Below are 17,903 nucleotides of genomic sequence, written 5' to 3'. Positions count from 1 at the left end.
GCCGTGCCCGCCTCAGGCGGGGCGACGCCCCGGCCGGCGAAGCGTTCCGCGGCCAGCATCTCGACCTCGTGGTGGAGGGCGAGGGGGCGGAGCGACGCCTGCGCGACGCCGCCGAGAGCCCGATCGCCTGGATGGTGCGGCGGCGCGGCCGGGACGGGGCGCCCCTCCTCGACCGGGCCTCGTTCGAGGCCGGCGAGCGCCTGCGCCGCGACATCACCACGGGCCTGATGATGCCACGAATGGGCATCGACTGGAGCGCGATCCGCGTCGACGGTTCCGGCCCGCGCGACGCCGCCGGCGCCTCGGATGCGATGATGGCGGCCCGTGCCCGGGTGGAGCGGGCGATGGCCGCGGTCGGCCACGACTTGTCGGGCCTGCTGATCGACCTGTGCGGCTACGTGAAGGGGCTCGAGCGGATCGAGGAGGAGCGCCGCTGGCCGGCGCGCTCCGCCAAGGTGGTGGCGAAGATCGCCCTCGGGCGCCTCGCCGAGCATTACGGACTGCAGCGCGAGGCGGTCGGGCCCGACCACGCCCGGATGCGGCTGTGGCGGGACCGGGCGTAAGCCCCGCGCGCTCAGGCGGCGAGGCGGACCGCGTCGCGATGGATGCGGTCCGCCATGGCGCGGACCCCGTTCGAGCGCTGCGGCGTCAGGTGCTCGCCGAGGCCGAGCTTGGTGTAGAGCGCGAAGGCGTCGGTGTCGGCCGCCTCGCGCGGGGTCTTGCCGTTGAACAGCGCCACCATCAGCGCGACGAGGCCGCGCACGATGTGGGCGTCGCTGTCGCCGCGCAGGTGCAGGCGCGGCACGTCGCCCGAGGCGTCGACGTTCAGGTCGATCCAGACCTGGCTGGCGCAGCCGAGCACCTTGTTCGACTCGGCATGCAGGGCCGGGTCGGCCGGCGGCAGGGTGCGGCCGAGCTCGATCAGGTAGCGGTAGCGTTCTTCCCAGTCGTCGATGAATTCGAAGTTCTCGACGATGGTCTTGATCGGAGGCAGCATGCTCGGCCGGTTTCGTGTCGGGGGGCGCGGGATATCCCGGATATAGGTCGCCGCCCCGGCCGATGCGAATCGCGACGCCCGCTCAGGCCGGGTCCTCGACCCGCGCCTCCGGCAACTGCAGCCGCAGCGGATCCTCGGCGGTCGCGACGCCGGTGACCGCGATCTCGGCCTGGGCGGCGTAGGCCGCGATCAGCCGCGGCCCGAGCTTCGGGATGTTCGGCCGACCCGACTCCGCCTGGTCGCCGGCGCCGGAGACGATCGAGAGACGCACCGGCGCACCGGGGGCCGCGTCGATGTCGATAGCGATCGCGCAGGCGACGCTCTCGGCGGTGGCGTCGAGGCATTCGGCGACGATCTCGGCGACGATCATGCCGAGGGCGTTGGCGGTGCGCGGCTCGACCAGGCTGGTGCCGGCGCCGCCGAGATGGACGCCGATGCGGCCGGCCCGGCGCAGCTGGCCGAGGCCGGAGGCGAGCCGGTGCAGGTAGTCGCGCAGGTCGATCGAGGCGATGTGCGGCGCCTCGTGCAGGTGCTGCTGCACCAGCGCGATCGCCCGCACCCGCTGGCCCAGCGCCTCGAAGCTGCCGCGGCAGGGCTCGGGCGCCGCGCGGCCGTAGAGCCCGATCAGGCTGACCATCACCTGGAGGTTGTTGCGGACCCGGTGGTAGACCTCGGCGAGCAGGGTCTCCTTCTCCTGCAGCGCCTCCTCGATATGCACCTCGGCATGCTTGCGGTCGGTGATGTCGAAGCACGAGCCGAGATAGCCGCGGAACTCGCCGTCCTCGGTCAGCGGCCGGGCGGTGTCGAGCAGCCAGCGATAGGCCCCGTCGTGGCGCCGCAGGCGGAACTCCACGGTGAACGGCTCCCGCGCCGTGAACGCGGCCGAGACGATGCGCGCGTGGCGCTCGAAGTCGTCCGGGTGGAGCCCCGTGCGCCAGCCGGCGCCGAGCTCCTCCTCCAGCGGCCGCCCGGTGAACTGGAGCCAGCATTCGTTGTGATGGATCGCGTGGCCGAGATGGTCCGAGCGCCACATCATCAGCGGAACGTCGTCGGCAAAGCGCCGGAACTCCGCGCTGACCATGGGCGCTCCCGGCTCGCTGTCCTGACCGCCCGCACCGGCCGGCTTCGACTCACCGTTCATGATCTTCCCGATCCGCCCCTGTTCCGACCTGATGTGCGCTAGGCAAGCGCCGGTCAACGTGTCGGGCGATGGGCCGTTCCGATAGGGACGACGTCCTGTCACCCGCGCGGCCCCGCCCGGCCTCCCGGGCCGGCGGAACCGCGCGGTGGGCCGCGTCTCAGCGCGGGTCCGGCGGACCCTCGCCCTTGCCGACGAAGGGGATGCCGTCGATCGGGCATTCCTCGGTGCCGACGCCCTGCCGGGTGATGGCGCGCACCGCGTCGCGGGTGGCGTCGGGGTCCTCGATCCAGCGGCGGTAGAAGTCGTAGGGGCATTCCGACAGCCCGTGCCGGTTCTCCTTCGAGTTGATCATCCCGGTGTAGCCGCGGTGCAGCAGCTTGAAGAGGTGGTTCTCCGACTGCCCGTGCGCACGGAAGTCGCGGATCAGGAACTTCGACAGCGCCGCGTACTGGATGCCCATCTCCTCCTCGCCGCACTCGCCGAGGGTGCGCCCGTCGAAGCCGACGATCGCGGAGTGGCCGAAGTAGCTGTAGACCCCGTCGAAGCCGGCCGCGTTGGCCACCGCCACATAGGTGTTGTTGGCGAAGGCCATCGCCTTCGACATCAGGATCTGCTGCTCCTTGGCCGGGTACATGTAGCCCTGGCAGCGGATGATGAGCTCGGCCCCGCGCATCGCGCAGTCGCGCCAGATCTCGGGATAGTTGCCGTCGTCGCAGATGATCAGGCTGATCATCAGGCCCTTCGGCCCCTCCGAGACGTAGGTGCGGTCGCCCGGGTACCAGCCCTCGATCGGCGTCCAGGGCATGATCTTGCGGTACTTCTGCACGATCTCGCCCTGGTCGTTCATCAGGATGAGCGTGTTGTAGGGCGCCTTGTTCGGGTGCTCCTCGTGGCGCTCGCCGGTGAGCGAGAACACGCCCCAGACCTTGGCCTTCCGGCAGGCGGCGGCGAAGATCTCGGTCTCCGCCCCCGGCACGGTGGAGGCGGTCTCGTACATCTCGCCCGCGTCGTACATGATCCCGTGGGTCGAGTATTCGGGGAAGATCACCAGGTCGAGGCCCGGCAGGCCGGCCTTCATCCCGACGATCATGTCGCCGATCTTGCTCGCGTTCTCCAAGACCTCGGCCTTGGTGTGGAGGCGGGGCATCTTGTAGTTCACCACCGCGACGCCGACGCTGTCGGCGCTGGACGAGATGTCTCCGTGCATCATGGCGTGGGTTCCTCCTGGCTTGGGTTCTTGCCTCCCCCGCGAGAGGGGGAGGGTGAGCTGCAGCTTAGTGGCTGATCATCCACGGCCGCGCGTTCGGAAAGCTCTTGGCGGCCGTGGGGTTGGACTTCGCCTTGGTCCCGCTGCAGCAGCCGCAGCCGGCCCCGTGCGCGGACGACTTGCGGGGCGCGTGCGCGCTGCGCTCGTTGGTGGCGAAGGCCTTGCGCCGGCCCGCATCCATGGAGGCGAGGTTCGGCGCGGTGAGGAAGGCGCGCCCGCACGCCGCCCCGCAATCGGGACAGTCGTGCGGGTCCCTGAACTGCGCCATCGGGCGCAGCACCGTGAACGGCCCGCAGGCCTCGCAAGCGTAATCGTAGACGGGCATTCGAGCGCTTTCAGGCAGGGTGCACGCGGTCTGCCGCCCGGAAGGCGCGGCAGACCCGAAGACTACAGATCCGGCGAGAGCGGCATCTGGATCGAGCCGTCGAGGAACTTCGTCGGCCCGGCAGCAGTGGGATTGATGTCGAACTCGAAGATCTTGGTCGGAATCCACAAGGTCGCGCAGGCGTTCGGGATGTCGACGACGCCGGAGATGTGGCCCTGGACCGGCGCGGTGCCGAGGATCGAGTAGGCCTGCGCGCCCGAGTAGCCGAACTTCTTCAGGTACTCGATCGCGTTGAGGCAGGCCTGGCGGTAGGCCACCGTCACGTCGAGGTAATGCTGCTTGCCGTGCTCGTCGACCGAGACGCCCTCGAAGATCAGGTGGTCGTCGAACTTCGGGGTGATCGGCGACGGCTTGAAGATCGGGTTCTTGATCCCGTACTTGGCCATGCCGTCCTTGATCAGGCTGACCTTGAGGTGGACCCAGCCCGCCATCTCGATCGCGCCGCAGAAGGTGATCTCGCCGTCGCCCTGGCTGAAGTGCAGGTCGCCCATCGAGAGGCCGGCGCCGGGCACGTAGACCGGGAAGTAGATCTTCGAGCCGCGCGACAGGTCCTTGATGTCGCAATTGCCGCCGTGCTCGCGCCCCGGCACCGTGCGGGCGCCGGCGGCCGCCGCCTTGTCCTTCGCCTCGCCTTTGAGCCGGCCCATGTGGGCGGTCGGCGCGAAGGGCAGGGTGGCCAGCGCCGGCACGCGGTTCGGGTCGGTGTCGAACAGCGCCTTCTCGCGGGTGTTCCAGGTCTCCAGCATCTTCGGGTCGGGCAGGCAGCCGATCAGCCCCGGGTGGATCAGGCCGGGGAAGCGCACGCCGGGGATGTGACGCGACTTGGTGAACATGCCCTCGAAGTCCCAGATCGACTTCTGCGCCTGGGGGAAGTGCTCGTCGAGGAAGCCGCCGCCGTTGTTCTTCGAGAAGAAGCCGTTGAAGCCCCACTGGCTCTCGGGCTTGGCGCCGATGTCGAGGAGGTCGACCACGAGCAGGTCGCCGGGCTCGGCGCCCTCGACGCCGATCGGGCCGGAGAGGAAGTGGACGATCGACAGGTCGATGTCGCGCACGTCGTCGGCGGAATCATTGTTCTTGATGAAGCCGCCGGTCCAGTCGTAGGTCTCGACGATGAAGTCGTCGCCGGGCTTCACCGTCGCGACCATCGGGATGTCCGGGTGCCAGCGGTTGTGCACCATGTCGTTGTCGTAGGCCGATTGCGTCAGGTCGACCTTGATCAGCGTCTCGGGCATGTCTCGACTGTGCTCCCTGTTGTTCGAAAATCCGGGGCTTGGCGCATCCCCGCCCGGCCGGCGCACCGGCCGAAACCGTTCATCTCGCGAGCAGCTCTTTGAGCGCGTCGTCGAGGGTCTTGATGTCGTCGGGGCTGGTGCCGGGGCCGCCGGCGAAGTGGCCCCACCAGGTGTCGATGACGCGCAGCTCCGCGTTCGGCATCGACTCCGCCTCGATGCGGTTGTCCTCGGGCGGGAAGTACAGGTCGGTCGAGGCCGGCATCAGGATCGCCTTGGCGGTGATCGCGCGAAGCGCCGCCTTGGTGTCCCCGTGGAAGGTGTCGTTGGCGCCGATGTCGCCGTTCTGCCAGGTCCACAGCATCGCGAGCAGGTCGTTGGCGTCGCGCGTGTAGAACAGCCCCTCCCAGAACCCGACGAGGAAGTCCTCGAGCGAGGCGTAGCCCATGTGGGTCTTGTCGGCCTCGATCCGGTAGAAGGTCTGCGACAGGCCCCAGCCGGCATAGACCCGGCCGAAGGCGCGCAGCCCCTTGTTCGGCGGGCTCGCGTACCAGCCCTCGGCGAAGGCGGCGTCGGCCTGGAGCGCGGCCTTGGCGCCTTCGAGGAAGACGAAGTTGTGCCGCGAGCACTTGGCCGAGCCCTGAAACGGCAGGATGCGCGGGACCATGTCGGGATAGAGCGCGCCCCAATGGTAGGTCTGGAGCGCTCCCATCGACCACCCGGTCACCAGCACCAGCTTATCGATGCCGAAATGCTCGGTGACGAGCCGGTGCTGCGCGCGGACGTTGTCGTAGGCGGTGACGTTCGGGAAGCGCGGCCCGTTCCAGGGGGCCGGCGTGTTGCTCGGCGAGGACGAGAGCCCGTTGCCGAACATGTTCGGGATGATGATGAAGTACTTCTCGGGGTCGAGCGCCTTGCCCGGCCCGATCAGCCACTCGTTCTCGGTGTGCTGGCCGGAATACCAGGTCGGGTAGACGATGGCGTTGTCGCGCGCCGCGTTCAGCGTGCCGAAGGTCTTGAACGCGAGCTTGGCGTTGCGCAGGGTCTTGCCGCATTGGAGAACGTGGTCGCCGAGCTCGAAGATCTCGTAATCGGCCATGATGTCCTCGTTCAGACCGAGAGGAAGCGGGCGACCTGGGCCTCGTCGATGTCGGCGCGCAGCGATTCGTGGACGATCTCGCCGTTCTCCATGACGAGCACCCGGTCGGCGACGTCGAGGGCGAAGCTCAGGACCTGCTCGGAGACGACGATCGACAGGCCGCGCGCGTCGCGGATCTTCTTCAGGGTCCGGCCCATCTCGCGGATGATCGACGGCTGGATGCCCTCGGTCGGCTCGTCGAGGAGCAGCACCTTCGGCTTGCTTGCGAGCGCGCGGGCGATGGCGAGCTGCTGCTGCTGGCCGCCCGACAGATTGCCGCCGCGCCGTCCCTTCATCTCGAGCAGCACCGGGAACATTTCGTAGAGGTCCTGCGGCACCTTGCGGGCGCCGGTGACGGTGAGCCCGGTCTCGATGTTCTCCTGCACCGTCATGGTCGAGAAGATCATCCGGCCCTGCGGCACGTAGGCGAGACCCTTGGCGACCCGGGCGTGGCTCTTGAGGGCACCGATCTCGGTGCCGTCGACGCGGATCGAGCCGGCCTTCACCGGCACGATCCCCATCAGGGTCTTCATCAGCGTGGTCTTGCCCATGCCGTTGCGGCCCATCACCGCGACGATCTCGCCGGGCGCGACCTGGAAGTTCAGCCCGTGCAGCACCTCGCTCTGGCCGTAGGCGGCGTGCAGGTCCTCGACGCTTAAGATCGGCGCCGCCGAGGGGAGCGTGGTGAGCGGAGGGGCCTTGGCCAGGGGGGGATGCGCGGTCTGCAGCATGATGCTCAGTGTCCCAGATACACTTCGATGACCTTCGGATCGTTCTTGACCCGCTCCATCGAGCCCTCCGACAGGACCTTGCCCTGGTGCAGCACGGTGACCCGGTGGGCGATGTCCTCGACGAACTTCATGTCGTGCTCGATCACCAGCACCGAGCGGCCGACGATGATCTGGTTCAGCAGCTCGGCGGTCTTGATGCGCTCGCCGACGCTCATCCCGGCCACCGGCTCGTCGAGCATCAGCAGCTCCGGGTCCTGGATCAGCAGCATGCCGATCTCGAGCCACTGCTTCTGGCCGTGGCTGAGGAACTCGGCCCGCTCCAGCAGCTGGTCCTTCAGGAAGATCGTCTCGGCGATCTCGTGGATGCGCTCACGGACCTGCGCGTCGCGCTTGAAGGTCAGCGCCCCGAACACCGAGCGCCCGCGCGGGAACGAGATCTCCAGGTTCTCGAACACGGTCAGGTCGTCGTAGATCGACGGGGTCTGGAACTTGCGCCCGACGCCGGCCTGGACGATCGCGCTCTCGGTGAGCTTGGTCAGCTCCTGGCCCTTGTACTTGATCGACCCGGCGCTGGCGCGGGTGCGCCCGCAGATCAGGTCGAGCACCGTGGTCTTGCCGGCGCCGTTCGGGCCGATGATCACCCGGATCTCGTTGGGGTCGACGTAGAACGAGACGTCGTTGACCGCCTTGAACCCGTCGAAGGAGACGGTGAGCGCGTCGACCGCCAGCAGGTATTCGGGGGCGTTCGGGTTGGCGCCGATGACGGAGCCCGGGAGGATCGCGGCGTTCATGCTGTTCTCACTCGGCCGGTGCGCCGTGGGGGACGATCGCGGGGGGCGGGGCGCGCAGACCCTTCACCCGGCGCGTCAGGCGCGGCTCGACGTGCTCGCGCCAGATGCCGGCGAGACCGTTCGGGAAGGCCAGCACCACGGCGATGAACAGCGCGCCGAGGCCGAACAGCCACAGGTCGGGGAAGGATTCCGAGAAGCTGGTCTTGGCCCAGTTGACGAGCAGCGTGCCCCAGACCGCGCCGAACAGCGACATCCGCCCGCCGACGGCGGCGTAGATCACCATCTCGATCGAGGGCACGATGCCGACGAAGGACGGCGACATGAACCCGACCTGGAGGGTGAACATCGCGCCGCCGATCGCCGCGAAGGCGGCGGCGAGGCAGAAGGCGAAGACCTTGAACCCGGCAACCGAGTAGCCGGAGAACCGCACCCGGTCCTCCTTGTCCCGCATCGCGACCAGGATGCGCCCGAGCTTCGACTTCTTCACGAACTGCGCGATCAGGATGCAGCCGATCAGCAGGCCGCCGTTGACGAAGTAGAGGATGGTGTGGGCGCCGTCGGTGCGGATGTCCCAGCCGTGCAGCGTGCGCAGGTCGGTGATGCCGTTGATGCCGCCGGTGTAGCCCTGCTGCCCGACGATCAGGATCGTCAGGATCGCGGCGATCGCCTGGGTGATGATGGCGAAGTAGGTGCCGCCGACCCGGCGCTTGAACATCGCCGCCGAGATCACGAAGGCGAACAGCACCGGCACCGCGACGACGAGGATCAAGGTCAGCGGCAGGCTCTGGAACGGCTTCCAGAACCACGGCAGCGCCGTGATCTGGTTCCAGTCCATGAAGTCGGGAATGCCCGGCGTCGACTGGATCTTCGTGTTCTCGACGCTGGACGCCTCGAGCTTCAGGTACATCGCCATGCAGTAGCCGCCGAGGCCGAAGAAGCAGCCCTGGCCGAGCGACAGGATGCCGGCATAGCCCCAGCAGATGACGAGGCCGAGGGCGACGAAGGCGTAGGTGAGGTACTTGCCAACCAGGTTGAGCCGGAAGGCGTCGAGCAGGCTCGGCAGCACGACGAGCAGCACCAAAGCCAGCACCGCCAGGCTCAGCCACTCGATCGGCTTCATGAACGGGTTGTCGTTCACGGTGACGGACTTGGTCAGGGTCTGGACGGGGTTCTTCATCGTCGAAATCCTCAGCGCCGGACCTTGAGGGTGAACAGGCCCTGCGGCCGCAGCATCAGGATGCCGACCACCGCGAGCAGGGTGAGCACCTTGGCCATCGAGCCGGAGAGGAAGAATTCCAGCGTCGACTGGGTCTGGGAGATCGAGAACGCCGAGGCGATGGTGCCGAGCAGGGAGGCCGCCCCGCCGAAGACCACGATCAGGAAGGTGTCGACGATGTAGAGCTGGCCCGAGGTCGGCCCGGTCGAGCCGATCATCGTGAAGGCCGAGCCGGCCACGCCCGCGATGCCGCAACCGAGGCCGAACGTGTAGCGGTCGACCTTCTCGGTATCGATGCCGACGGCGCCCGCCATCGGGCGGTTGGCCATCACCGCGCGGACCTGCTGGCCGAAGCGCGAGCGGTAGATCAGCAGCGCCACGCCGACCGTGATCAGCGTGGTGACCGCCATCACGAACAGGCCGTTGATCGGGATCTCGATCGAATCGGTGACCTGCACCGAGCCGATCAGCCAGCTCGGCAGCTCGACGCCGACCTCGCGCGCGCCGAAGATCGAGCGGTAGGCCTGCTGCAGGATCAGCGACAGGCCCCAGGTGGCGAGCAGCGTGTCGAGCGGGCGCTTGTAGAGGTGGCGGATCAGCGCCCACTCCACCAGCATCCCCAGCGCCCCGGAGGCGCAGAAGGCGAGGATCATCGCCAGGAAGAAGTATGCCGGGAACAGCGCCGGCAGGTAGGTCTGGAAGAAGGTCGAGCACAGGTAGGTCATGTACGCGCCGAGGATCATGAACTCCCCGTGCGCCATGTTGATCACGCCCATCTGCCCGAAGATGATCGCCAGCCCGAGCGCCATCAGCACGTAGACCGAGAACAGGATCAGGCCGGCGAAGCCCTGCATCGCGAAGATCGCGCCGAGATCGCCGAGGGAATAGTCACCGAACATCCGTGCGCTCCGAGCCGTCGGGAATGCCGGAGGGCCGTGGCCCGCCGCTTTGCGCGATCGCCGTCTCCCACCCGCCCACCTCCTCCTGAGGTGCCGGAGCGAAGCGGAGGCCTTGAGGGAGCCCTCCGAAGCGCTCGGCGATCCCTGGAGCCCTCCTTCGAGGCCCGCCGTCGCGGGCGCCTCAGGATGAGGCCGGGGGATGGGGGATCGTCGAAAGGCCGTCTGCAAATCGCGCGCCGCATCGGCGGCGCGCGCATGCGGCCTACTGGTAGCCCTTCGGGAACGGGTCGGGCTTGATCAGCTCGGGGCTGGTGTAGACGATCTCGAACTGGCCGTCGGTCTTGGCCTTGCCGACCCGGGTCTTCGACCACAGGTGGTGGTTCGGGTCGATCCGGACGTAGCCCTCGGGGGCGCCCTTGAACTCGAGATCGGGCGAGGCGGCGACGACCTTGTCGACGTCGAACGAGCCGGCCTTCTCGCAGGCCATCTTCCACAGGTAGGGCCCGAGATAGGCGGCCTGGGTGACGTCGCCGATGACGGTCTTCTCGCCCCACATCTTCTTGAAGTCGGCGACGAACTTCTTGTTGTTGTCGTTCTCGATCGACTGGAAGTACTTCATGCAGGAGTACGCGCCGGCGATGTTGTCGCCGCCGATGCCGTCGATCTCGTCCTCGGTGACCGAGATCGTCAGAAGCACCTGCTTCGAGAGGTCGATGCCGGACGCCTTGAGCTGCTTGTAGAACGCCACGTTCGAGCCGCCGACCACGTCAGTGAAGATGACCTTCGGCTTCGTGAGCTTGATCTTGTTGATCACCGAGTTGAACTGCGTGTGACCGAGCGGGAAGTATTCCTCGCCGACGACCTTGCCCTTGAGCACGTTCTCGACGTGCTTGCGGGCGATCTTGTTCGAGGTGCGCGGCCAGATGTAGTCCGAGCCGACGAAGAAGAACGTGTCGCCGCCCTTCTCCTTGTGCACCCAGTCGAGGCCGGCGAGGATCTGCTGCGTCGCCTCCTGGCCGGTGTAGAACACGTTCTTGGACTGCTCCAGGCCCTCGTAGAAGGTCGGGTAGTACAGGAGGCCGTTGTACTGCTCGAAGACCGGCAGCACCGCCTTGCGCGAGGCCGAGGTCCAGCAGCCCATCACCGCCGCGCACTTGTCGTTGACGAGGAGCTTCTTGGCCTTCTCGGCGAAGGTCGGCCAGTCGGAGGCGCCGTCCTCCTGGATGATCTTGATCTTGCGGCCGAGGATGCCGCCGGCCTCGTTGATCTGCGCGATGGCGAGCTTCTCGGCCTGCTGGGCGCCGGTCTCCGAGATCGCCATGGTGCCGGTGATCGAGTGGAGGATGCCGCAGGTCACCTCGGTGTCGGTGACGGCGAGGCCGGTGGTGCTGACCGCCGAGGTGGCAGGCCCCGCCGCGAACGCGGTGCGCGGCAGGAGCGAAAGGGCGGGCGCGGCCGCCAGCCCCATCAGCAGCTTGCGCCGCAGGGGCGAGCGCAAGCCGCGGTCCATGCCCCGATCCAGATCGTGATCCCCGTCAGCCATCGTGCCTCACGCCTCGCATCTCGCGTCCGGCGGCTCATGGAACGGCCGCGGATCGTGGAGCGCAGGCTAGGGGCTCGGTTGCGTTGCAGCATATACGCTGTTTTGCGTATGGCCGCCGGCGCCCGGGCGGCGCAGTCTGCTCCACCCTCGACGCCCGGGGACCGGCACGGCCGGATCAGTACAGCGGCTGCAGCCGCACGTTCGGGATCGCGATCGGCCCGAACATCATCCGGCCGTCGGCGAGGCGCAGCGGCGGCAGCGGCTTGAGCGGCACGTCGCCCCCCGGCTCGCCCTCGGGCTGGCGCCGAAGCCCGAGCAGGCCGCCGACGAGGTTGCCGATGAGCGCGCCGCGATCGGCGCCGAAGCGCTGCCCGACGACCGACGCGACCAGCGCCTCGACCCCGGCGGCCCGCAGGTCCAGCTGGCCCTCGACGCGATGATCCTGGTCGATCCCGAGATTGCCCTTGGCCTGCAGCCGGCGCGCACCCTTGGCCAGCGACAGCCCGGCGACGTCGAGGCTGCCGTCGGCCTGGCGCCAGCGTTCGAGCTCGCGCGCCACCGTGCCGGTGCCGAGCATCGCCGCCCGGTTGACCGTGGCGTCGAGGGTGAGGTCGGCGGGATCGGCGTTGCCGATCAGCGCATCCGCCATCGGCGCCAGGGCCTGCGACAGGCGCAGGCTGAGGTCGACCGCGCCGTCCGAATCGAATCGTCCCGGCGTCGGCCGCGCATGCAGCTCGAGGTGGCGGGCGGAGACGGCGATCGGATCGGGCGCCGCGCCGGCGACCGTCACCGAAGGCCCGTCGACCACGAGCGAGGCGCGCACGAACCCGTCCGACGCGCCGTGGAAGCTGCCTTCCAGCATCGTCCAGGTCGCGTCGCCGACGAGGTCGCCCTGTTCCACGTGAAACGGGCCCTCGGCGAGCATCAGCACGTGCCGGGGTTGGTAGACCTGCGTCACCGCGGTCAGCGGACCCAGCCGGAAGCGGCCGTCGGCACGCGCGAGGCTGACCGAGGCGCAGCGCAGCTCGATCCGGAACGGATAGCCGGTGATCGACCGGTCGGCGCATGTCCAGGTCCGTCCGGCCGCGGCCTCGCGGGCGACCCAGCCGTCCATCTCGGTGGCGGCGCGGCCGCGGAGGTAGACCCAGCCCGCCGACCACAGCAGCACCAGCGTCAGCAGCAGGATGTAGGGGAGGAACAGGCCGCGCCGGGAACGCGGCGCCTTGGGCGGGATCGCGGCGGGCTCGGCCGGGGCTTGCCCCGAAGGATCTTGCCGTACCGGATCCTGCATCGTTCGCTCCGCGCTCTCGCCCCGTCGCGGGTTCGTCCGCGATCGTCCATGCCGCACAAGGCATGAGGGGAGGCTCGGGGCGAAACTGGGGCGTGGGCGGCGTGATCCAAATCCGCATCACCTCGCCGGACCGGCGGATTCGGCCTTCGATCGCGCGCGGGCCTGCCGGATATGCCGACCGCCCTGATCGAGCGGAGGGATATCAGGCGTGCGCCGGATCCGCGCTCTCCATCGAGAGATCGTCGACGATGGCCTTGCGCTCGGCCTCGTCCTCGGCGAGCCGATGCACGTGCATCTCGGTCGCGCCGCCCTTCCGGGCGCGGGCGAGCCAGGTGCGGTGCAGGCGCTCGCGGGGGCTCTCGCCGGAGGCCGACACCGCGACCAGCTCGGCGATGCCGGCGGGATCGCGGCGGACCGCGATCACCACCGCCTCGCCCATCTCGTCCAGCTCGGGCGCGCTGAGGTCGTGGACGCCGACGACGTAGCGCCGGCCGGAACGTCCGCGCCAGGCGCTGAGCGCCAGGGCGGGGGTGCCGCGAAGGCCGGCGGTGGTCCTCAAGCGCTCTTCCCGCACGTCCTGTCTCCGTGTCCGCTCGTCCTTCAGGTCGCGCAGGGCGGCCGACCAGGACAAGGCTCTCTTGTTCGCCATTTGTTCCAACCTAGAGCGGGCATCGCGCGCCCGTCAAGCGATTCGTCTCGTTCATCGGAAATGGGAATTCGCAGGCCGATTCGCAACGTCCCGACGGTTCTCCGCGCGCACGAATCGGGCGCGCGGGTCAGGCCGGACGCGAGGTTTCGCGGCGCGGCTCCGGGACCGTGCGGGCGGCCTGCCCGAGGTCGGCGAGGCCGGCCGCGAGCAGGGCCTTCGAGGCGGTCTCGATGCGGTCCTCGACGAGGTCGAGGAAGGCGGCGCGTGCCAGCCCCGGCGGGATCGGCGGCAGGAACTCGATCACCGTGGTGCCCGGGCGGCGGACGAAGCTGCGGCGCGGCCAGTACAGGCCGGTGTTCAGCGCCACCGGCAGGCACGGCACGGAGAGCGCGGCGTAGAGGTGGGACAGGCCTTGCTTGTAGGCCGGGGCCGCGCCGGGGGCCGTCCGGGTGCCCTCGGGGAAGACGATGAGCTGGCGCCCCTGCGCGATCGCGTCGGCGGCGGCCGCGTTCATCAGGCTCATGGCGCGCGCGCCCTTCGACCGGTCGATCGCCACCATGCCGCTGCGCGACAGGAACCAGCCGATCAGCGGGATGAACAGCAGCTCGCGCTTCAGCACGTAGGCGAATTCGGGAAACACCGTGCACAGGGCCAGGGTCTCGAGCGCCGACTGGTGCTTGGCCCCGACCAGCATCGCGCCGGACGGGATGTTCTCCAGCCCGCGGAACTCCACGCGGGTGCCGGCGACCACGCGCAGCAGCCACAGCGTCACCCGCCCCCAGAACCGCGCCAGCCGCATCACCGACCGCCCCGAGACCAGCGTCGGCAACCCGCCGAACGCGATCAGCGTCGTGGCGGCGTAGAAGCAGAGATTGAACGCGAGGGAGCGGACGGCGAGCATCGGGACCTTCTGTGACGCTCGTCCTTTAGCGCGGGGGTGCGGCCAGGGCCAAGGGCGCATCGGGCGTGACGCTTGAGGTTGTCCCCGGCCCCACCTCAATACCCTTCGGCGAGCGTGTCGCGCTGGCGCGGGTCCGCGGCGCCCGAGAGCAGGCCGCCGCTGCGCAGGATCGAGTTGGCCGAGCCCGAGCTCGACCCGACCCTGACGTCGTGCCCCCACGCCCGCAGGAGGGCAAGGGTGTCGGGCGACAGGCCCTGCTCGACCCGCAGCACGTCGGGCTTCCACTGGTGGTGGATGCGCGGCGCGTCGACGGCCTCGGCGAGGTTCATGCGGAAGTCGATCAGATTCACGATCACGTCGAGCACGGTGGTGATGATGCGGCTGCCGCCGGGGCTGCCGGTGACGAGGTAGAGCTGCCCGTCCCGGAACAGGAAGGTCGGCGTCATCGAGGAGAGCGGCCGGGCGCCCGGCGCCACCGCGTTGGCGTCGCCGCCGACGAGCCCGTAGGCGTTCGGGGTGCCGGCCTTGGCGGAGAAGTCGTCCATCTCGTTGTTGAGCAGCACGCCGGTCCCCTCGGCCACCAGCCCGATCCCGTAGGAGAAGTTCAGGGTGTAGGTGTTGGCCACCGCGTTGCCCGCGGCATCGACCACCGAGAAATGCGTGGTCTGGTCGGGCTCGGGCGGCAACGGGTCGCCGGCCGCGATGCTGTCGGCGGGCCGTGCCCGCTCCGGGTCGATCGCCCGCCGCAGCCGCGCCGCGTAGGATTTGGCGGTGAGGCCCTGCACCGGCACGCGGACCCGGTCCGGGTCGCCGAGCCAGGTCGCCCGGTCGGCGTAAGCCGGCTTCATCGCCTCGGCCAGGGTGTGGATCGCGGCGGCGCTGCCCGCACCCATCGCGGCGAGGTCGAAGCCCTCGAGGATGTTCAGGATCTCGATCAGGTGGACGCCGCCGGACGAGGGCGGCGGCATCGAGACCACCTCGTAGCCGCGATAGGTCCCGCGCACGGGCTGGCGGACCGCCGGCCGGTAGGCGGCGAGATCGGCCTCCGTCATCGGGCCGCCGGCCGCGCGCACCGCCGCCGCGATCCGCCCGGCGATCGGGCCGGCATAGAACGCGTCCGGGCCGCCCTCGGCGACGGCGCGCAGCGTGTCGGCGAGGTCCGCCTGCACGAGGCTGTCGCCGCGGGGCAGGGGGACGTCGCCGCGGAAGAAGATCCGGCGGGTCGAGGGCCAGCGCCCGAGGAGGCCGGCCGACCGCGGCAGGGAATCGGCGAGGCCGCCGGTGACCGGGATGCCGGCGCGGGCCAGGGCCTCGGCCGGCGCGATCAGCTCGGCGAGGGACAGCTTTCCCGATCCGTAGAGGCGGTGCGCCTCCGCCAGGCCCCGCACCGTGCCCGGCACGCCGACGGCCTTGCCGCTGCGCCGCGAGGCGGCGCGGTCCGGCTCGCCGCCGGGCGCCAGGAACATGTCGGCGGTGGCGGCCTGCGGCGCGGTCTCGCGGTAGTCGATCGCCACGGTCTCGTGCCGGTCCGCCAGGTGCACCAGCATGAAGCCGCCGCCGCCGAGGTTGCCCGCCTGCGGCAGGGTCACCGCCAGCGCGAAGCCGACGGCGACCGCGGCGTCGACCGCGTTGCCGCCGCGCTTGAGGATGTCGACGCCGATCCGCGTCGCCCGCGCCTCTTGGCTCGCGACCATGCCGTGCGCGGCCTGCACCGGCAGCATCCGTGCGTCGTCGGAGGGGATCGGCGGCCCCGAGCCCTGCGGGAGGGCGGGGCCGCCCAGCATGAGGAGAACGGCGAGGGCGGCGCGGATCGATCTCATTAAATTTCCGATAGCACGGCCGCGACCGTCCGGCAGGCGCCGGTCATTCGCCCTGGCGCCGCGTCACCAGCGTGCGGTTCGGCTCCACCTCGCCCTTGTCCTGGTAGAGCGGCACGATCGCGCGCAGCCAGCCGCGGGTCTCCCGGCGGCCGTAGTTGCGCTCGACCACGTCGCGCGTGAGGTAGGCCTGCAGGTTCACCGGGCCGAAATTGTAGCCGACGAGGCCGCCCACCGCGATCTGCCCCTGGGGCCGGTCGCTGCCGACCCCGGTCGGCAGGTCGGTCGAGCCGAAGGCCACGGCGCCGACCTGCCACTGGCCGAGCTTCCTCGTCGCGGTGAGGTCGAGGTTGAGGTAGTCCGGGTAGAGCGTGCCCGTGGGCGAGCGGTCGTCGATGAAGATCCCGTGCAGCAGGTTGGCGGTCAGGTTCCAGCCGTTGCCGGTGTAGCTGACCGCGAAGCGCTGGGTGATCGAGGCCGACTGCGTCAGGAAGCGGGTCTCGATCGGCAGGTAGCCGCCGAACAGGTAGCTGAACCCGAGGTCGTTTCCGAGGTCCCAGGCGAGCTGCGCCGCGAGCAGCGGCTGGCCGACGCCGCTCTGGTAGGGCGCACCGCGCCCGCTCGAGGCGACCACCGGCTGCGTGACGAAGAACTGCAGCCGCGCGTCGGCGATCGTCCACGGCGTCGCCCAGGCGAAGGTCGGCAGGTTGACGTTCGATTCCGAGTCCAGGGGCCGCGTGTCGCGGACGCCGAAGCTCGACAGGTTCACGAAATAGAACCCGACCGGCAGTTGCGCCCCCACCGGCAGGCCGACGGTCTGGCCCGGCTGCGCCGCCGAGCCGGCCCAGGCGGGGCCGCCGGGCAGGAGGGCCGCGAGCAGGGCGAGGGCGGTCCGGGTCGTCCACGGGCGGCGTGCGATCATCGTTCGTCCCTCGTCGCCGCCAGGGGGATCCTGCGCGGGCCGACCGGGGTTCGACGGTTCGACGCATCCGAAGCATCCCGCCGGGCCGCCCCGAAGCGCGCCCGTGTCGCGGAAACGTCACGCCCGCGTCGGGGGCCGCCCGGCGCTTCGCCCGGCGATCAGCCAGTACACGAGCCCGGCACCGGCGCCGGCGAGGAACAGGATCGCGGTGACCCGCGCCTCGGCCGCGAGCGCCGTGCCGCCGGGGCGCACGGCCCCGCGCGCGAGCCAGGGCAGGGCAGCGGTGATCAGGCCGCACCCGGCGCCGTACCAGAGCAGGCCGCGCCAGCGCAGGGTCTCGCCGACCAGCGCCACCAGGGCCGGCGGCACCGCGAGCAGCACGAAGGACGCCTTCGCCAGCCCCGCGAGGACCCACGCGAAGCTCTCCGGCGGCAGGCCGGCGGCGAGATCCGACAGGCCGGCATCGAGCCCGGCGAGCGCGCCTTTCGTCAGCCAGACGCTTGCCACCGGATCGAGCACGAGCGCCATGAGCAGGATCGCGCCGCCGCTCGGGATCGCGAGGAGCAGGGCGAGGGAGCCGAGGAGAAGGCGGCCGAGGATGCGCATCGGCGCGGTATAGCTCGGCTGATCGGCTCGGGCCGCATCGCCCGGCGGGACGGCGCGCCGGCCCCTCCGCCGAGCCTCGCCGCGCCGGCCCGCAGCTTCGACCTGCCCGGCGCCGAATTCCGATGGGCGGTCGGCGCCGGGCGGGTGTAGGCTCGCGCCCATGCCCCTGCGTGCGCCCTTTCCGAAGACCGTCTTCGTCCTCACCGGAGCCGGCGTCTCGGCCGAGAGCGGGCTCGGCACGTTCCGCGACCGCGGCGGGATGTGGGCGCGGTTCGATCCGATGCGGCTCGCGACGCCCGAGGCCTTCGCGGCCGACCCCGGCACCGTCCTGGACTTCTACAACCTGCGCCGGCGCGGGGCGGTCGCGGCCGCGCCGAACC

19 protein-coding genes are annotated in these 17,903 nt (G+C 70.1%); 2 read left to right on the top strand and 17 right to left on the bottom strand.

From position 1 onward, the window contains the following. On the top strand, window positions 1–563 hold a 563-nt coding region (locus tag FV230_RS12775), incomplete at its 5' end, for a DUF6456 domain-containing protein (protein ID WP_246694843.1). A gap of 11 nt (window positions 564–574) precedes the next feature. Here FV230_RS12775 and FV230_RS12770 read toward each other — a convergent pair. The 17 genes from FV230_RS12770 to FV230_RS12685 all read right to left on the bottom strand — a co-directional run bounded on the left by FV230_RS12770 (window position 575) and on the right by FV230_RS12685 (window position 17,523). After that, window positions 575–997, bottom strand: coding sequence for a SufE family protein (locus FV230_RS12770; protein ID WP_147842656.1), 423 nt, complete (start codon window positions 995–997; stop codon window positions 575–577). An 82-nt stretch (window positions 998–1,079) separates the two neighbouring features. Further along, entirely contained in the window at window positions 1,080–2,078 is a 999-nt protein-coding gene (locus tag FV230_RS12765) for a PAS domain S-box protein (protein ID WP_243932837.1), read from the bottom strand. Between the two features lie 217 nt (window positions 2,079–2,295). After that, a complete protein-coding gene (locus tag FV230_RS12760; RefSeq protein ID WP_147842655.1) occupies window positions 2,296–3,348 on the bottom strand; it encodes an aliphatic amidase in 1,053 nt (350 codons plus the stop codon). 64 nt (window positions 3,349–3,412) lie between these two features. After that, on the bottom strand, window positions 3,413–3,730 hold the full coding sequence (locus FV230_RS12755; protein ID WP_147726951.1) for a zinc ribbon domain-containing protein: 318 nt from the start codon (window positions 3,728–3,730) through the stop codon (window positions 3,413–3,415). A gap of 62 nt (window positions 3,731–3,792) precedes the next feature. Next, window positions 3,793–5,022: a formamidase gene (gene fmdA, locus FV230_RS12750; RefSeq protein WP_147726952.1), complete on the bottom strand. Its 1,230-nt coding sequence runs from the start codon at window positions 5,020–5,022 to the stop codon at window positions 3,793–3,795. Between the two features lie 79 nt (window positions 5,023–5,101). Next, window positions 5,102–6,118 (bottom strand): alpha/beta fold hydrolase, encoded by a 1,017-nt coding sequence (locus FV230_RS12745; RefSeq protein WP_147842654.1) that lies wholly within the window; start codon window positions 6,116–6,118, stop codon window positions 5,102–5,104. An 11-nt stretch (window positions 6,119–6,129) separates the two neighbouring features. Beyond that, window positions 6,130–6,819, bottom strand: a complete 690-nt coding sequence (urtE, locus tag FV230_RS12740) for an urea ABC transporter ATP-binding subunit UrtE (RefSeq protein WP_147842657.1) — start codon at window positions 6,817–6,819, stop codon at window positions 6,130–6,132. 74 nt (window positions 6,820–6,893) lie between these two features. Next, on the bottom strand, window positions 6,894–7,679 hold the full coding sequence (urtD, locus tag FV230_RS12735; protein WP_147726955.1) for an urea ABC transporter ATP-binding protein UrtD: 786 nt from the start codon (window positions 7,677–7,679) through the stop codon (window positions 6,894–6,896). A 7-nt stretch (window positions 7,680–7,686) separates the two neighbouring features. Continuing rightward, entirely contained in the window at window positions 7,687–8,856 is a 1,170-nt protein-coding gene (gene urtC, locus FV230_RS12730; RefSeq protein ID WP_147726956.1) for an urea ABC transporter permease subunit UrtC, read from the bottom strand. Window positions 8,857–8,867: 11 nt separating this feature from the next. After that, entirely contained in the window at window positions 8,868–9,794 is a 927-nt protein-coding gene (urtB, locus tag FV230_RS12725) for an urea ABC transporter permease subunit UrtB (RefSeq protein WP_147842653.1), read from the bottom strand. Window positions 9,795–10,056: 262 nt separating this feature from the next. Then, a complete protein-coding gene (urtA, locus tag FV230_RS12715; protein ID WP_147842652.1) occupies window positions 10,057–11,304 on the bottom strand; it encodes an urea ABC transporter substrate-binding protein in 1,248 nt (415 codons plus the stop codon). Between the two features lie 208 nt (window positions 11,305–11,512). After that, window positions 11,513–12,628, bottom strand: a complete 1,116-nt coding sequence (locus FV230_RS12710) for a DUF2125 domain-containing protein (protein WP_147842651.1) — start codon at window positions 12,626–12,628, stop codon at window positions 11,513–11,515. A 202-nt stretch (window positions 12,629–12,830) separates the two neighbouring features. Beyond that, window positions 12,831–13,277 (bottom strand): hypothetical protein, encoded by a 447-nt coding sequence (locus FV230_RS12705; protein ID WP_147729237.1) that lies wholly within the window; start codon window positions 13,275–13,277, stop codon window positions 12,831–12,833. 127 nt (window positions 13,278–13,404) lie between these two features. Then, window positions 13,405–14,178, bottom strand: coding sequence for a lysophospholipid acyltransferase family protein (locus FV230_RS12700; protein ID WP_147842650.1), 774 nt, complete (start codon window positions 14,176–14,178; stop codon window positions 13,405–13,407). A gap of 95 nt (window positions 14,179–14,273) precedes the next feature. Continuing rightward, window positions 14,274–15,962 (bottom strand): gamma-glutamyltransferase, encoded by a 1,689-nt coding sequence (gene ggt / locus FV230_RS12695; RefSeq protein ID WP_246694844.1) that lies wholly within the window; start codon window positions 15,960–15,962, stop codon window positions 14,274–14,276. Between the two features lie 79 nt (window positions 15,963–16,041). Beyond that, a complete protein-coding gene (locus FV230_RS12690; protein ID WP_147842648.1) occupies window positions 16,042–16,917 on the bottom strand; it encodes a transporter in 876 nt (291 codons plus the stop codon). Window positions 16,918–17,034: 117 nt separating this feature from the next. Then, window positions 17,035–17,523, bottom strand: a complete 489-nt coding sequence (locus FV230_RS12685) for a hypothetical protein (protein WP_147842647.1) — start codon at window positions 17,521–17,523, stop codon at window positions 17,035–17,037. Between the two features lie 160 nt (window positions 17,524–17,683). Here FV230_RS12685 and FV230_RS12680 point away from each other — a divergent pair. Continuing rightward, window positions 17,684–17,903 (top strand): Sir2 family NAD-dependent protein deacetylase (locus FV230_RS12680; protein WP_281408284.1); only part of this gene is annotated, 220 nt, incomplete at its 3' end.

It is taken from the genome of Methylobacterium sp. WL6 (genome assembly GCF_008040095.1).
Classification (GTDB): domain Bacteria; phylum Pseudomonadota; class Alphaproteobacteria; order Rhizobiales; family Beijerinckiaceae; genus Methylobacterium.
The sequence above is the reverse complement of the archived record's forward strand: the minus strand, read 5'-3'. Positions and strand labels throughout refer to the sequence as shown.

Coding starts and splice junctions, on each gene's coding strand:
- urtB (WP_147842653.1), bottom strand. CDS start 9,794: ATGTTCGGTGACTATTCCCTCGGCGATCTCGGCGCGATCTTCGCGATG.
- FV230_RS12685 (WP_147842647.1), bottom strand. CDS start 17,523: ATGCGCATCCTCGGCCGCCTTCTCCTCGGCTCCCTCGCCCTGCTCCTC.
- FV230_RS12705 (WP_147729237.1), bottom strand. CDS start 13,277: ATGGCGAACAAGAGAGCCTTGTCCTGGTCGGCCGCCCTGCGCGACCTG.
- urtA (WP_147842652.1), bottom strand. CDS start 11,304: ATGGACCGCGGCTTGCGCTCGCCCCTGCGGCGCAAGCTGCTGATGGGG.
- FV230_RS12770 (WP_147842656.1), bottom strand. CDS start 997: ATGCTGCCTCCGATCAAGACCATCGTCGAGAACTTCGAATTCATCGAC.
- FV230_RS12745 (WP_147842654.1), bottom strand. CDS start 6,118: ATGGCCGATTACGAGATCTTCGAGCTCGGCGACCACGTTCTCCAATGC.
- FV230_RS12710 (WP_147842651.1), bottom strand. CDS start 12,628: ATGCAGGATCCGGTACGGCAAGATCCTTCGGGGCAAGCCCCGGCCGAG.
- FV230_RS12760 (WP_147842655.1), bottom strand. CDS start 3,348: ATGATGCACGGAGACATCTCGTCCAGCGCCGACAGCGTCGGCGTCGCG.
- urtC (WP_147726956.1), bottom strand. CDS start 8,856: ATGAAGAACCCCGTCCAGACCCTGACCAAGTCCGTCACCGTGAACGAC.
- fmdA (WP_147726952.1), bottom strand. CDS start 5,022: ATGCCCGAGACGCTGATCAAGGTCGACCTGACGCAATCGGCCTACGAC.
- urtD (WP_147726955.1), bottom strand. CDS start 7,679: ATGAACGCCGCGATCCTCCCGGGCTCCGTCATCGGCGCCAACCCGAAC.
- ggt (WP_246694844.1), bottom strand. CDS start 15,962: ATGCTGGGCGGCCCCGCCCTCCCGCAGGGCTCGGGGCCGCCGATCCCC.
- FV230_RS12700 (WP_147842650.1), bottom strand. CDS start 14,178: ATGCTCGCCGTCCGCTCCCTCGCGTTCAATCTCTGCTTCTACGCCGCC.
- FV230_RS12765 (WP_243932837.1), bottom strand. CDS start 2,078: ATGGTCAGCGCGGAGTTCCGGCGCTTTGCCGACGACGTTCCGCTGATG.
- FV230_RS12755 (WP_147726951.1), bottom strand. CDS start 3,730: ATGCCCGTCTACGATTACGCTTGCGAGGCCTGCGGGCCGTTCACGGTG.
- FV230_RS12690 (WP_147842648.1), bottom strand. CDS start 16,917: ATGATCGCACGCCGCCCGTGGACGACCCGGACCGCCCTCGCCCTGCTC.